The following is a 13,033-nucleotide window of genomic DNA, read 5'->3' as shown; positions in this document are numbered from 1 at the left end:
AACGGGGGTGAGGTGATCGGGGAACCGACACCAATCCGGTCGGGTGCGGGGTTGGCCGTCGCGGGTCTTGCCGGGTCCGGCTACCGTGCCAGCGGTCGACCATGGTGGTCGGCACGTGAACAGGCAATGGAGGACGTGGTGGTCTTCAAGCGGCTCATGCAGTCGATGGGGGTGGGCGGGCCGTCGGTGGAAACCGTGCTCGCCAACCCGAACTGCCGTCCGGGCGGGGTGCTGGAGGGTCGGGTGCACGTGGCCGGCGGCGACCACGCCACCGACATCGAGTACGTGGCGCTCGGTATGGTCACCCGGGTCGAGGTGGAGGGCGCGGACTCCGAGTACGAGACCACCCAGGAGTTCGCCCGGCAGCAGGTCACCGGCCCGTTCCGGCTGGAGGCGGGCCAGCGGTACGACATCCCGTTCCGGTTCGCCGTGCCGTGGGAGACCCCGCTGACCGACCTGTACGGCCACCGGCTGCACGGGATGACGATGGGGCTGCGTACCGAGCTGGAGGTGGCCCGCGCGGTCGACAAGGGTGACCTGGACGCGGTGTCGGTGCATCCGCTGCCGGCCCAGGAGCGGCTGCTGGAGGCGTTGCTGCGGCTGGGCTTCCGGTTCGCCCGCGCCGACGTCGAGCGCGGCCACATCTACGGCGTACGGCAGAGCCTGCCGTTCTACCAGGAGATCGAGTTCTACCCTGCCCCGCAGTACGCCGGGGCGATCAACCAGCTGGAGGTCACCTTCGTCACCGACCCGCACCAGGTGCAGGTGGTGCTGGAGATGGACAAGCGCGGCGGCCTGTTCACCGAGGGTCGGGACGCCTTCGGCCGGTTCACCGTCGACCACGCCAACGCCGACCACACCGACTGGGCCGCCCAGCTCGACGGCTGGCTCCGCCAGTCCCTCCAACGCCGGGGCCTCTTCTCCTGACCCGCTCCCGGCCCCGCCCACCCGCTCCCGGCCCGTCCCCGCCCTGCCCGCCCCGCCTCGGTGATCAAGAGGTTTGCGTCAAATGATCAAGAGGTTTGCGTCAACTTCGATCTTCAGAGTGACGTAAACCTCTTGATCAGCGGGGCTGGCGTGGGGGCGGGGCGGGCGGGGGGAGGGAGTGGGGGAGGGGGAAGGGCGGGTCAGAGGTCCAGGAGGAGGGTGCGGGGGCCGGTGTTGATGCTCTCGACGAGCATGTGGGCGCGGAAGCGGCCCGTCTCGACCGTCGCGCCCCGGGCGCGCAGCGCTTCGACCACGGCGGTGACAAGGGGTTCGGCCACCTCGGCGGGGGCGGCGGCGGTCCAGCTCGGCCGGCGGCCCCTGCGGGTGTCGCCGTAGAGGGTGAACTGGCTGACCAGCAGGATCGGCGCACCGGTGTCGGCGGCGCTGCGCTCGTCGTCGAGGATGCGCAGTTCGTGCACCTTGCGGGCCATCGTCGCGGCCAGCTCGGGGGTGTCGGTGTGGGTGACCCCGAGCAGCACCAGCAGGCCGTCGGTGATCGCGCCGACCACCTCGCCGTCGACGGTGACGCTGGCCCGGCCGACGGTCTGCACCACCGCCCGCATCAGTCGGTCACCGGCTCGACGATGCCCCGTTCGACCAGGTGCGCCACGATCGGTCCGGCCGCCTCGGCCAACTCGTCGGTGGTGACGTCGTGCGCGGCGGCGAGCAGGGCGAGCTGGTCGCGCAGCGGCAACCGTCCGTCGCAGCCGCCGACCAGGGCCAGCACCAGCGGGTCGATCTCCTCGCTCCAACGCAGCCCGCGCGGCATCGTCAGGACCTGCCGGTCCACCGCCCAGCCCTCGTCGCCGATGGTCGCCTCCTGCCGCAGTTGCAGCCCCGGGGCGGCCCGGTAGCGGGCGTCGAGCACCCCGTCGGTGCCCCGGGCGAGCAGGAAGTCCTGCCTGTCGAACCAGGCGGTGACCTGGTCGCCCAGGGGGGCCTCGACCCGCTGGCGCAGATCCTCCACCCGGACGACGGGGTCGGTGTGCCCGCCCCGGCGCAGCGAGACGATGCCGAACCCGACCGCCTCGATCTTGTGCGCGTCGAACCAGTCCAGCCAGGCCGCCGCCCGGTGCGGGTCGGCCGCCTCACCGACGTCGGTCAGCCACAGGTTGACGTACGCCATCGGGTCGGCGACCTCGCGTTGGATCACCCAGGCGTCCAGGCCGGTGCCGGCGAACCAACCGGTCACCCGCTGCGCCCAGTCCTCCCCGGCGACGTGCACCCAGTTGGCCAGGTACTGCATGGTGCCGCCCTCGGTGAGCAGGCCCGGGGCGGCGGCGGCCAGTTCCGCGCCGATCGCGTCGCCGACCCGGCCGGAGTCCCGGTAGACGTGGGTGGTGGTGCCCGGCCCGACCACGAACGGCGGGTTGCTGACCACCAGGTCGAACCGGCGGCCGGCCACCGGCGCGACCAGGTCGCCCCGCAGCAGTTCCCAGTCCTGCCCGTTGAGGGCGGCGGTGGTGGCGGCGAAGCGCAGCGCCCGCTCCGACACGTCGGTGGCGGTGACCCGTCGGGCCCGCGTCGCCAGGTGCAGGGCCTGCACACCGGAGCCGGTGCCGAGGTCCAGCGCGGTGTCCACCGGGCGGCGGACGGTCGCCCCGATCAGGGTCTGGGTGGCCCCGCCGATGCCGAGCACGTGTTCGCTGGGCAGTGGCCGGCCCGGGCGGGCGCTGGTCGGCACGTCGGCGAGCACCCACCAGTCGTCCCCGTACGGCTCCAGGTCGATCCCGGCGCGCAGGCCGTCGCCGCACGGTTCGACCAGGCCGGCGGCGACGGCCTCGGCGAGGTCGAGCGGGGCGAGCGCGGCGGCGACCGCCGACTCGGGCTCGGTCTGGTCGCAGACGAACACCCGGATCAGGGTGGCCAGCGGGTCCCGATCCTCGGTGGCGCGCAGCGCGGCCCGGAAGTCGTTGCGGGCGACCCCGCCGGTGGCCTGCGGCCCGAGCCGGCCGGCGATGCCGTTGGCGGTGAAGTCGGCGCCGGTGAGCGCGGTGCGCAGCGCGTCGACGCCGGCGGGGGAGAGCAGCATGTCGTAACGGTCCACCTCGTCATCCTGCCTGGCCCGGAGGCCGGCGGTGGGGGGCACCCGGCGACTTCCATAACACCAGCTCAATCCCCCGGCCGTTATCTCTGTTACGTGCGTCGATGTCTCGTTAACATTCCCTCCAACATCCGTCGATGGGACGTTCGGACGGCCCCCGTCTGTCCGGTCGTTCCCGGTAGGGAGTTCAGACGATGTCCGACGTGTCCGTCCCCCGGCGTCACGCGCTCCGCGCGGTCGCCGTCGCGGCCGCCGCTGCCGCCCTCTCCGTCGCCGCGGGCGCCCCCGCCCTCGCCGCCCCCACCGGCCAGATCCGCTACGCCTCCTCCCCGGACGCGATCAGCGGCAGCTACCTGGTCGTGCTGAAGGGCGAAGCCGTCGGCGCCGCCAACAGCCGCGCCGCCCGGACCGCCGTACCGGACCGGGCCGCCAGCCTCACCAAGCGGTACGGCGGTAACGTCGCCGACGTCTACAGCGCCGCGCTCACCGGGTTCAGTGCGAAGATGAGCGCCAGCCAGGCCCGCCGGCTCGCCGCCGACCCGTCGGTGGCCTACGTCGAGCAGGACCGGGTGATGACCGTCCAGGCGACCCAGACCAACCCGCCGTCCTGGGGCCTGGACCGGATCGACCAGCGCAACCTGCCGCTGAACTCCAGCTACACCTACCCGACCACGGCCACCAACGTGCGGGCCTACATCATCGACACCGGCATCCGGATCACCCACTCCGACTTCGGCGGACGGGCCACCTGGGGCACCAACGCGGTCGACTCCAACAACACCGACTGCAACGGCCACGGCACCCACGTCGCGGGCACCGTCGGCGGCACCAAGTACGGTGTGGCCAAGGGCGTGCAGCTGGTCGCGGTGAAGGTGCTCAACTGCCGGGGTCGCGGCACCACCACCGCCGTGGTCAACGGCATCAACTGGGTGACCGCCAACGCGGTCAAGCCGGCGGTGGCCAACATGAGCCTCGGCGGCGGGGCCAGCACCGCCATCGACAACGCGGTGGCCAGCTCGATCAGCTCAGGCATCACGTACGCGCTGGCGGCCGGCAACTCCAGCGCCGACGCCTGCAGCTCCTCCCCGGCGCGGGTCGCCTCGGCGATCACCGTCGGCGCCACCACCAACACCGACGCGCGGGCCTCCTACTCCAACTACGGCACCTGCGTCGACCTGTTCGCGCCGGGCTCGAACATCACCTCGTCGTGGAACACCAACGACAGCGCCACCAACTCGATCAGTGGCACCTCGATGGCGTCCCCGCACGTCGCCGGCGCCGCCGCCCTGGTCCTGTCGGCCAACCCGTCGTACACCCCGGCCCAGGTCGCCAGCTCCCTGACCGGCAGCGCCACCCCGAACGTGGTGACCAGCCCCGGCTCGGGCTCGCCGAACCGGCTGCTCTACGTCGTGAACTGACCCCCCACGGCACCCAACCGGCCCGGTGGACCCCGTGTCCACCGGGCCGCGCCGCGTCCACCGGGCCGCGCCGCGTCCACCGGGCCGCGCCGCGTCCACCGGGCCGCGCCGCGTCCACCGGGCCGCGCCGCGTCCACCGGGCCGCGCCGCGTCCACCGGGCCGCGCTGTGTCCACCTGGCCGCTCCGCGTCCGGGCGTCCGGACGGCCCCGGCGCGGCGGGCCGGAGGCGGATGTCGGCCGGCGGGGCGGCCGGTGCGGGCAGGATGGGGGCATGACGCTCTCGCTGCCTATCGACGGCGAGGCCAACCGGTTGCTGGAGCGCAGCCCGCTGGCCCTGCTGACCGGGATGCTGCTGGACCAACAGGTGCCGATGGAGAAGGCGTTCTCCTCGCCGTACGTGCTGGCCCAGCGACTGGGCCACGACCCGGACGCCCGGGAGTTGGCCGGCTACGACCCGCAGGAGCTGGTCGAGGTCTTCGCCCGGCCGCCCGCGCTGCACCGGTTCCCGAAAGCGATGGCCGGCCGGGTGCAGGAGTTGTGCCGGGTGCTGGTCGACCGGTACGCCGGCGACGCCGGCCGGCTCTGGGCGGACGTCACCGACGGCGCGCAACTGCTGCGCCGGATCGCCGACCTGCCCGGCTTCGGCACCCAGAAGGCGCAGATCTTCGTCGCCCTGCTCGGCAAGCGGTACGACGTGCGTCCCGACGGCTGGCGGGAGGCCGCCGGCGGGTACGGCGACCCGGACACCTTCCGCTCGGTCGCCGACGTCACCGACACGGAGTCGCTGCGCCGGGTACGCGAGTACAAGCAGCAGATGAAGGCGGCGGCGAAGGCGGACAAGGGCTGACGCAACCGCAGCCGGGTCGGCTCGTTGAGATCCGCGACAGCGGCGACGGGTGGACGATGACGGACGAGCGGGGGGCGGCGCTGCTGCGCGGCGGGGTCAGCTCGCCCCGGGCCACCTTCCTGGAACTCTTCTTCGACCTGGTCTTCGTCTTCGCCCTGACCCGGGTCTCCCAGCGGGTGATCGACGATCTGAACACCCCCCGGCGGGACCTGCCCGTCGAGATCGCCCAGACCCTGGTGATCTTCCTGGCCTTCTGGGCGGTCTGGACCTTCACCGCCTGGGTCACCAGCCGCTACGAGCCGGAACGGCCGGAGATCCAGTTCGTGGTGGTCTACGCGATGCTGGGCTGCATGGTGATGGCGGTCGCCACGCCGCGCGCCTTCGACACCCGTGCGCCGGCCTTCGCCCTGGCGTTCGTGGCGGTGCAGGTGGGCCGGCCGCTCATCCTCACCCTGGCGTTGCGCGGTCACCCCCGCCGGCTGGTCACCGTGCGGGTCGCGTCCTGGGCGGCGGTCAGCGCCGTGCCCTGGCTGCTCGGGGCGGTGCTGCCCGGGACCTGGCGGCTGGTCTGCTGGTCGGTGGCCGTCGTCGTCGACTACGCCGGGCTGATGTTCGGCTGGCCGGTGCCGCGACTGGGGGCGACCCGCACCTCCACCTGGGCGGTGCTGGGGGAGCACCTGGCCGAGCGGCACCAGCAGTTCTTCCTGATCGCGCTCGGCGAGAACATCCTCGTCATCGGGTTGGCGTTCAGCGGGCACAGCTTCTCCACGGCCAGTTCCGGGGCGTTCCTGCTCTCCTTCGTCACCACCGTGCTGCTCTGGCGGATCTACTTCCACCGGGCGGGTCACCTGCTCACCGAGGCGATCCGGGTGGCCCGTGCGCCCGGTCGGCTGGGGGAGTCGATGAGCTGGACCCATCTGGCGATCGTCGCCGGGGTGCTGACCACGGCGGTCGGCTACGAGCTGGCGATCGTGCACCCGTACGAGCGCACCGAGCTGGCCTGGGCGGTCTTCCTGACGGGTGGGCCGGCGGTCTTCCTGCTCGCCCGCGCCCGGTTCGAGCACGAGGTGTTCGGGCGGGTGTCCCGCTCCCGGATCATCGCGGTGCTCGTCCTGGCCGTGCTGACGCCCCTGGCGACCCTGACGGTCAGCGTGGTGGCGCTCGCCGCGACCGCGACCGTGCTGGCGGCGGTCACGGTCGCGGACTACCGCCGGGCGTACGGGCGGCCACCGGAGCGGCCCCACCCTGCCCTGTGAGCGGGCCGGTCAGGCGGCGGTGGGGCGGGACAGCGAGGCGAGCGCCCGGCGTACGTCGGCGAGCGAGACGGTGGCCGAGTCGTCCAGGTCTGCCAGGCCGACCTCGATCCACTGCCGCATCAGGGTGGTGACGCCGATGCCCCGCGCCTCGGCCGCCGCCCGGACCCGCTCGTAGGTGTCCACCGGCAGGCGTACCGAACGGCTGACCATCGGCACGTCGGTGTCGGGGGCGGGCAGTTCCACCGGCCGACTGTCGTCGATCAGCTCGGCGAACGTGTCGTCGCCGCCGTGGAATCGTTTGATGGCCTCGTCACGGTTCATCGCCGTCGCCTCCTCTATCGGCGCGTTCTCCGCACGGTCTCGTCGTAGCGCTTGGCCTCGACGTCGCTCAGTTCGCGGGCGGAGAGGACGTCCCAGTCGTGGTCGGTGCCGTCGGCCTCGGCGAGCAGGACGGCCAGCCGCCGGCCGCGACCGCTCGCCGCGTAGACGACCGTCAGGTCCTCGCCGAGGTGCCGGATCACCCGGCGGGTGCTGTGCAGCGCCTCCCAGACTTCCCCGGGGGTGACGTCGTAGACCCGCAGGTTGGCCAACGCCTCCTCGGTGAAGCTGAACCGGCTGCCCACCGCCGGAGCGTACCACGTACGTAACACGATCCCGGTATGCGTCGATTTTCGCTGATCAAGGTGGTGCGGTGACAGGATGGTGGGTAATCCCCTCAGGAGGTCCATGGTGAAGCGTCAGGCGTACCAGCCGATTCTGATCACCGACGCCTCGCGCAGCCAGGACGACCAGCTCACCAGCCGACAGAAGCGGTACGTGCTGATGATGGGCATCCGGGTGGCCTGCGTGATCGCCGGAGCGGTCCTGGTCGGCACGAAGGCCCCGCTGCTCTGGCTCTGGCTGCCCCTGGTGGCGCTGGGCATGATCCTCATCCCCTGGCTGGCGGTGCTGCTCGCCAACGACCGTCCGCCCAAGGAGGAACACCGGCTGGCCACCAGGTTCCAGCCCCGGCACCGCGACGAGACCCCGCCGATGAGCCTCACCGCCGAGGAACGCCCGCACCGGATCATCGACGCCGAACCCTGACCGGGCCGACCGGTGCGGACGTAGCCGGCACCGCTACCCGCCTGTCGCCTCCGGCCGGGCACCCACCATCGAGACCGCCAGGGCGCCCAGGTCGGCGGCCCGGGTCAGCGCGGCCCTCGGGGTCGCGCCGGTGGTCCACGCCGTGAGCAGGCCGGCCGCGAAGGCGTCCCCGGCCCCGGTGACGTCCACCACGGCGACCCGCAACGACGGCGTCACCCCGACGGTGGCCCGCCGGTCCACCCAGATCGCGCCCGCCCCGCCCCGCTTGACCACCACCCGTCGGGCCGCCGCCGACAACGCCCGCGCCTGGGCCGCCGGGTCCAGCCCGCCGGCCAGCACCCCCGCCTCGTCCGCGTTGACCAGCAGCAGGTCGACGTCGCGTACCCAGGACAGGAAGGCCGCCGCGCCGATGCGCCGCAACGGCGCGGCGGAGGCGGCGTCGACGCTGGTGGTCAGCCCACGCTCACGGGCGGCGGCCAACGCGCGCAGCCCGGCCGGTCGCGACCCGGCGTCCAACAGGCAGTACGCGGACAGGTGCAGGTGGGTGGCGTCGGGCACCGCCGCCAGGGCCCGGTCCACGTGCTCGGCGGTCAGCCGCAGGTTCGCCCCGCGTTCGGTGACCATGGTCCGCTCGTCGGCGGTGGCCAGCACGATCACCGTTCCCGTGGTGGCCTGCGGGTGCACCTCGACCGCGCAGTCCACCCCCGCCCGTTCCAGCTCGGCCACCCGGTCCCGACCGGCGCTGTCGTCGCCGACCGCGCCGACCAGCGTCACCGGCGCGTGCTGGGCGGCGATCCAGGCGGCGGTGTTGGCCGCCTGCCCGCCGCCGGTGACCCGGATGGTCGCCGGGGTGTCCGAGCCGGTGGCCAGCGCGCCTTCCAGCACCGCGACCACGTCGGTGATCAGGTCGCCGACCACCACGATCCGACCGGGAGCGGTCATGCGGCGGTGCGTCCGGACGCCGCGACCGCGATCCGCGCGGCCAGGTCGGCGTTGCGCAGGATGATCCGGACGTTGACCGCCAGGCTGGCGCCCTCGGTGGCCGAGTGGAAGTGGGCCAGCAGGAACGGGGTGACCGCCTTGCCGGTGACCCCCTCGCGGCCCAGCCGGGCCAGGCCCTCGGTGAGGGTGCGGTCGTGCAGCGCCGGGTCGAGCTGCTCGTCGACCGGGAGCGGGTTGGCCACGATCAGGCCGCCGCCGTGCACCCCGTGCTGCTCACGGGCGGCGAGCACCGCGGCGACCTGCTCGGGGGAGTCCACCGACCAGTCCAGGTCGAACCCGGAGTCGGTCAGGTAGAAGCCGGGGAACCGCCGGGTGCGGTAGCCGACCACCCCGACGCCGAGGGTCTCCAGCCGCTCCAGGGTCGCCCCGACGTCGAGGATCGACTTGACCCCGGCGCAGACCACCGTGATCGGGGTACGGGCCAGGGTGACCAGGTCGGCCGACTCGTCGAAGGTCTGCGCCGCCTCCCGGTGCACCCCGCCCAGGCCGCCGGTGGCGAAGACGCCGATCCCCACGGCGGCGGCCACCGCGCTGGTGGCGGCCACGGTGGTGGCCCCGTCGGCCCCGGTGGCGGCGGCCACGGCGAGGTCCCGGACGGAGAGCTTCGCCACTGGGTCGACGGTGGCGAGCCGGGTCAGCTCGGCGTCGTCGAGGCCGACGACGAGTTCGCCGCCGACCATGCCGATGGTGGCCGGGACGGCTCCGGCGTCGCGTACCGTCTGCTCGATCTGCCGGGCGACGCGCAGGTTGTCCGGTCGGGGCAGACCGTGCGAGACGATGGTGCTCTCCAGGGCGACGACGGGACGGCCGTCACGCAGGGCTTCGTCGACCTCGGTACCGGGCCGGATGTGAAAGGTGGTCACGTCAGCTACCGTAACTGGCCGCCGTCGGGGTGGGCTGCGGTGGACCGGACCCGGCCGACCTGCCAAACTTGGGCAGTTGGAGGTGTGACTGTGAGTACCGAGGTTCTTGAGCGTCCGGAGTTGAAGGACGCCGACACGGGTCCCGAGATGTTCCATTACGTCCGCAAAGAGAAGATCGCCGAGAGTGCCGTGATGGGCACCTACGTGGTGGCGCTCTGCGGCGAGACGTTCCCGGTGACCAAGGCCGCCAAGCCCGGCTCGCCGGTCTGCCCGAAGTGCAAGGAGATCTACGACTCGTACCGCGAGTGATCCGGGCGGTCCACCGGACCGCCCCCGTAACCTTCGGCGGTGTGACCACCTCCACCGCCCTGCTCCTGGCCGACCTGACCGGGGTGGCCGTCTTCGCCGCCTCCGGCGCCTCGGCGGCGGTGGCGAAGCGGCTCGACCTGTTCGGCGTCGTCTTCGTCGGGTTCGTCGCCGCGCTGGGTGGTGGGATCTTCCGTGACCTGGTCATCGACGAGGTCCCGCCGCTCGCCTTCGCCGACTGGCGCTACGCCGCGACCGCCGCGGTCACCGCCACCGCCGTGTTCTGGCTGCACCCGCAGCTCGCCCGGCTGCGCACCACCGTGCTGGTGCTCGACGCCGCCGGGCTGGGCCTGTTCACCGTCACCGGCACGCTCAAGGCGCTCGACGCCCGGGTGCCGGCGGTCGGCGCGGTGGTCATCGGCATGCTCACGGCGATCGGCGGCGGGCTCGGCCGGGACCTGTTGACCGCCGAGATCCCGGTGGTGCTGCGCCGGGAGATCTACGCCGTCGCCGCGCTCGCCGGCTCGATCATGGTGGTGCTGCTGTCGGCGCTGGGGTACGCCGGGGCGGGCGGGCTGACCGCGGCGGCGCTGCTGGTCTTCGTACTGCGCCTGGTGGCGCTGCGGCGACGGTGGTCGGCACCCGTGGCGACGATGCGTCCGCCGGAGACCGGCCTCGGCCGTCCACCCGGCTGACCGGCGGCGGGACCGGTCGGCGTGGTGTCGGCTGGGGTTGCCGGGCCCGGCTGGTTATGCTGGGCCGGCCTTCGCGGCATGCTCTGCGCGGAGGCGTTTTCATGGGCGGCGGTACCGTGGCCCTCGGCCCGGATCCGCCTCGTGCGGTCGGAGAGGAGCCTCGGGTGGCACCCCGGTTGCCGGCGTTGGAGACGTTCCCGCCCCTGCGTGCCTGGCAGCGCAAGGCGATGGTGGAGTACCTGCGCCGTCGTACCGAAGACTTCACCGCGGTCGCCACCCCCGGCGCCGGCAAGACCACCTTCGCCCTGCGGATCGCCGCCGAGCTGCTGGTCGACGGCACCGTCGAGGCGGTCACCGTGGTCGCCCCGACCGAGCACCTGAAGACCCAGTGGGCGCAGGCCGCCGCCCGGGTCGGCATCCAGCTCGACTCCGCGTTCCGCAACGCCGACCTGCACTCCGCCGCCGACTTCCACGGCGCGGTCGTCACCTACGCCCAGGTGGGGATGGCCCCGCAGGTGCACCGGCGGCGCACCATGACCCGCCGCACCCTGGTCATCCTCGACGAGATCCACCACGCCGGGGACTCGCGCTCCTGGGGCGACGGGGTCAAGAACGCCTTCGAGCCCGCCGTACGCCGGCTGATGCTCACCGGTACGCCGTTCCGCTCCGACGACAACCCGATCCCGTTCGTCACCTACGAGCGCGGCGGCGACGGGCTGCTGCGCTCCCGCGCCGACTCGGTCTACGGCTACTCCGACGCGTTGCGCGACGGCGTCGTACGCCCGGTGCTGTTCCTGGCGTACTCGGGGGAGACCCGCTGGCGCACCAACGCCGGGGACGAGCTGGCGGCGCGGCTCGGCGAGCCGATGACCCAGGACCTGATCGCCCAGGCCTGGCGGACCGCCCTCGACCCGGCCGGCGACTGGATGCCGCAGGTGCTGCGGGCGGCCGACGCCCGGCTGACCGTGCTGCGCAACGCCGGGATGGCCGACGCCGGTGGCCTGATCATCGCCAGCGACCAGCAGAACGCCCGCTCGTACGCGAAGCTGATCGAACAGGTGACGGGGGAGAAGGCCACCGTGGTCCTCTCCGACGACCAGGGGGCGTCCGCGCGGATCGCGACGTTCGCGGCGTCCGAGCAGCGGTGGCTGGTGGCGGTCCGGATGGTCTCCGAGGGCGTCGACATCCCCCGGCTGGCGGTCGGGGTGTACGCCACCAGCGCCAGCACCCCGCTGTACTTCGCGCAGGCCATCGGCCGGTTCGTCCGGGCCCGCCGCCCCGGCGAGACCGCCTCGGTGTTCGTGCCGAGCGTGCCGCACCTGCTCGGGCTGGCCAGCGAGATGGAGGCCGAGCGGGACCACGTGCTCGGCAAGCCCAAGGACCGCGAGGGCTTCGACGACGACCTGCTGGAGCGGGCCCAACGCGACGAACAGGCCAGCGGCGAGCTGGAGAAGCGGTTCACCGCGTTGTCCGCGACCGCCGAACTGGACCAGGTGATCTTCGACGGGGCGTCCTTCGGCACCGCCGCCCAGGCCGGCACGCCGGAGGAGGAGGAGTACCTGGGGCTGCCCGGTCTGCTCACCGCCGACCAGGTGTCGCTGCTGTTGACCAAGCGGCAGGCCGACCAGCTCGCCGCGCAGCGGCGTCGGACGGCCGTCCAGGCCGCTGAGCCGGCCGCTGCGGCCCCGGCAGCACCCGCCGTACCACTGAGTGCCGCCCAGCGTCGGGTGGCGCTCCGGCGTCAGCTGAACGCTCTGGTGGCCGCCCGGCACCACCGCACCGGGCTGCCCCACGGCAAGATCCACGCCGAGCTGCGCCGGCTCTGCGGTGGCCCGCCCAGCGCCCAGGCCACCATCGAACAGCTCGAGGAACGTATAGCCACCGTCCAGACCCTCTGACGCTCCCCGTTCCTCTCCGCTCTCCCGCCCCGCCCGTCCTCCCGGCCCCGGATCCCCGGCCTTTCCCGGTGATCAAGAGGTTCGGGTCAGAAACCGGCGGGATGGTGACGCGAACCTCTTGATCACCGGGCCGGTGGCGGGAATCCGGGGCCGGGTAGGGGGCGACCGGAGGTGGTGGGCAGAGGGTAGAGCCGGGAACGGCCGGGCGGAGGCACCCTGTGGGTGCCTCCGCCCGGCTGCGTCGTCGTAGGGGTTTCGGGTCAGTTCGCCATCAGATCGGCGCCTCGCCAGCTGAACTCCGGGTCCGTCGCGAACTTCACCGTGATCTTCACGAGATCCTCGGCGTACTTGTTCGCGTGGTGCCCACAGAACACCAACTCGCTCCCACCCGCCAGAGTGATACGGAGCTTGCCGGCAGCATTGCAGCGGTCGCACCGTTCATCGGCGGCTGGGGGAGCCACCGTTTCGGGCGGCGGCGTGAGGGTCGGGGTCATCGCCTTCCTCCTCTGGTCGTCACCGATGAACACTCTCTTCGGTCGTTGCTCACTCATCGTGCAACACCCTTACCGGGCGCCGCCTTCCCAGTGTGCCCGCGGGGGACCGAGGTCACACCTGGCGGGAAGGACAGTG

The 13,033-nt window shown here is 73.0% G+C and carries 15 protein-coding genes; 8 read left to right on the top strand and 7 right to left on the bottom strand.

Annotated features, from left to right (window positions below; genetic code table 11):
- Window positions 1-138 precede the first annotated feature (138 nt).
- Window positions 139-927, top strand: a complete 789-nt coding sequence (locus tag ACN260_RS21305; protein WP_422756782.1) for a sporulation protein — start codon at window positions 139-141, stop codon at window positions 925-927.
- 200 nt (window positions 928-1,127) lie between these two features.
- Here the strand turns inward: ACN260_RS21305 and dtd are convergent, their stop codons facing one another.
- Together dtd and ACN260_RS21295 are read right to left on the bottom strand one after the other, a co-directional pair.
- Window positions 1,128-1,550 (bottom strand): D-aminoacyl-tRNA deacylase, encoded by a 423-nt coding sequence (dtd, locus tag ACN260_RS21300; RefSeq protein ID WP_422752739.1) that lies wholly within the window; start codon window positions 1,548-1,550, stop codon window positions 1,128-1,130.
- On the bottom strand, window positions 1,550-3,034 hold the full coding sequence (locus ACN260_RS21295; protein ID WP_422752738.1) for a DUF7059 domain-containing protein: 1,485 nt from the start codon (window positions 3,032-3,034) through the stop codon (window positions 1,550-1,552). Before ACN260_RS21295 ends, dtd begins: the two co-directional genes overlap by 1 nt.
- 191 nt (window positions 3,035-3,225) lie before the next feature.
- Here ACN260_RS21295 and ACN260_RS21290 point away from each other — a divergent pair, with 191 nt between their 5' ends.
- The 3 genes from ACN260_RS21290 to ACN260_RS21280 all read left to right on the top strand — a co-directional run bounded on the left by ACN260_RS21290 (window position 3,226) and on the right by ACN260_RS21280 (window position 6,553).
- A complete protein-coding gene (locus ACN260_RS21290) occupies window positions 3,226-4,449 on the top strand; it encodes a S8 family peptidase (protein WP_422752737.1) in 1,224 nt (407 codons plus the stop codon).
- Window positions 4,450-4,721: 272 nt separating this feature from the next.
- The gene (locus ACN260_RS21285; RefSeq protein WP_422752736.1) at window positions 4,722-5,297 is read left to right on the top strand and encodes an HhH-GPD-type base excision DNA repair protein; all 576 of its coding nucleotides are present in this window, start codon (window positions 4,722-4,724) and stop codon (window positions 5,295-5,297) included.
- Window positions 5,298-5,353: 56 nt separating this feature from the next.
- Window positions 5,354-6,553, top strand: a complete 1,200-nt coding sequence (locus ACN260_RS21280) for a low temperature requirement protein A (RefSeq protein WP_422752735.1) — start codon at window positions 5,354-5,356, stop codon at window positions 6,551-6,553.
- A 9-nt stretch (window positions 6,554-6,562) separates the two neighbouring features.
- On the opposite strand, the gene ACN260_RS21275 is transcribed toward ACN260_RS21280, so the two are convergent.
- Window positions 6,563-6,874, bottom strand: a complete 312-nt coding sequence (locus ACN260_RS21275; RefSeq protein WP_422752734.1) for a hypothetical protein — start codon at window positions 6,872-6,874, stop codon at window positions 6,563-6,565.
- 14 nt (window positions 6,875-6,888) lie between these two features.
- Window positions 6,889-7,176, bottom strand: a complete 288-nt coding sequence (locus ACN260_RS21270; protein WP_422752733.1) for a hypothetical protein — start codon at window positions 7,174-7,176, stop codon at window positions 6,889-6,891.
- A 103-nt stretch (window positions 7,177-7,279) separates the two neighbouring features.
- On the opposite strand from ACN260_RS21270, the gene ACN260_RS21265 reads away from it, so the two are divergent.
- A complete protein-coding gene (locus ACN260_RS21265; protein WP_194821888.1) occupies window positions 7,280-7,639 on the top strand; it encodes a DUF3099 domain-containing protein in 360 nt (119 codons plus the stop codon).
- A gap of 33 nt (window positions 7,640-7,672) precedes the next feature.
- On the opposite strand, the gene ACN260_RS21260 is transcribed toward ACN260_RS21265, so the two are convergent.
- Window positions 7,673-8,581, bottom strand: a complete 909-nt coding sequence (locus ACN260_RS21260; RefSeq protein WP_422752732.1) for a carbohydrate kinase family protein — start codon at window positions 8,579-8,581, stop codon at window positions 7,673-7,675.
- Window positions 8,578-9,504, bottom strand: coding sequence for a pseudouridine-5'-phosphate glycosidase (locus ACN260_RS21255; RefSeq protein ID WP_422752731.1), 927 nt, complete (start codon window positions 9,502-9,504; stop codon window positions 8,578-8,580). The genes ACN260_RS21260 and ACN260_RS21255 overlap by 4 nt, the downstream gene beginning before the upstream one ends.
- An 84-nt stretch (window positions 9,505-9,588) precedes the next feature.
- On the opposite strand from ACN260_RS21255, the gene ACN260_RS21250 reads away from it, so the two are divergent.
- From ACN260_RS21250 to ACN260_RS21240, 3 genes are all read left to right on the top strand, one after another.
- The gene (locus tag ACN260_RS21250; protein WP_176739083.1) at window positions 9,589-9,813 is read left to right on the top strand and encodes a DUF3039 domain-containing protein; all 225 of its coding nucleotides are present in this window, start codon (window positions 9,589-9,591) and stop codon (window positions 9,811-9,813) included.
- 41 nt (window positions 9,814-9,854) lie between these two features.
- On the top strand, window positions 9,855-10,505 hold the full coding sequence (locus ACN260_RS21245; protein ID WP_088646451.1) for a trimeric intracellular cation channel family protein: 651 nt from the start codon (window positions 9,855-9,857) through the stop codon (window positions 10,503-10,505).
- A 164-nt stretch (window positions 10,506-10,669) separates the two neighbouring features.
- On the top strand, window positions 10,670-12,403 hold the full coding sequence (locus ACN260_RS21240) for a DEAD/DEAH box helicase (protein WP_088646427.1): 1,734 nt from the start codon (window positions 10,670-10,672) through the stop codon (window positions 12,401-12,403).
- Window positions 12,404-12,663: 260 nt separating this feature from the next.
- Here the strand turns inward: ACN260_RS21240 and ACN260_RS21235 are convergent, their stop codons facing one another.
- Window positions 12,664-12,897, bottom strand: coding sequence for a DUF7455 domain-containing protein (locus tag ACN260_RS21235; protein ID WP_088646450.1), 234 nt, complete (start codon window positions 12,895-12,897; stop codon window positions 12,664-12,666).
- Window positions 12,898-13,033: the final 136 nt, after the last annotated feature.

The organism is Micromonospora sp. WMMD708 (assembly GCF_049315245.1).
GTDB classification, from domain to species: Bacteria; Actinomycetota; Actinomycetes; order Mycobacteriales; family Micromonosporaceae; genus Micromonospora; species Micromonospora wenchangensis.
The sequence above is the reverse complement of the archived record's forward strand: the minus strand, read 5'-3'. Positions and strand labels throughout refer to the sequence as shown.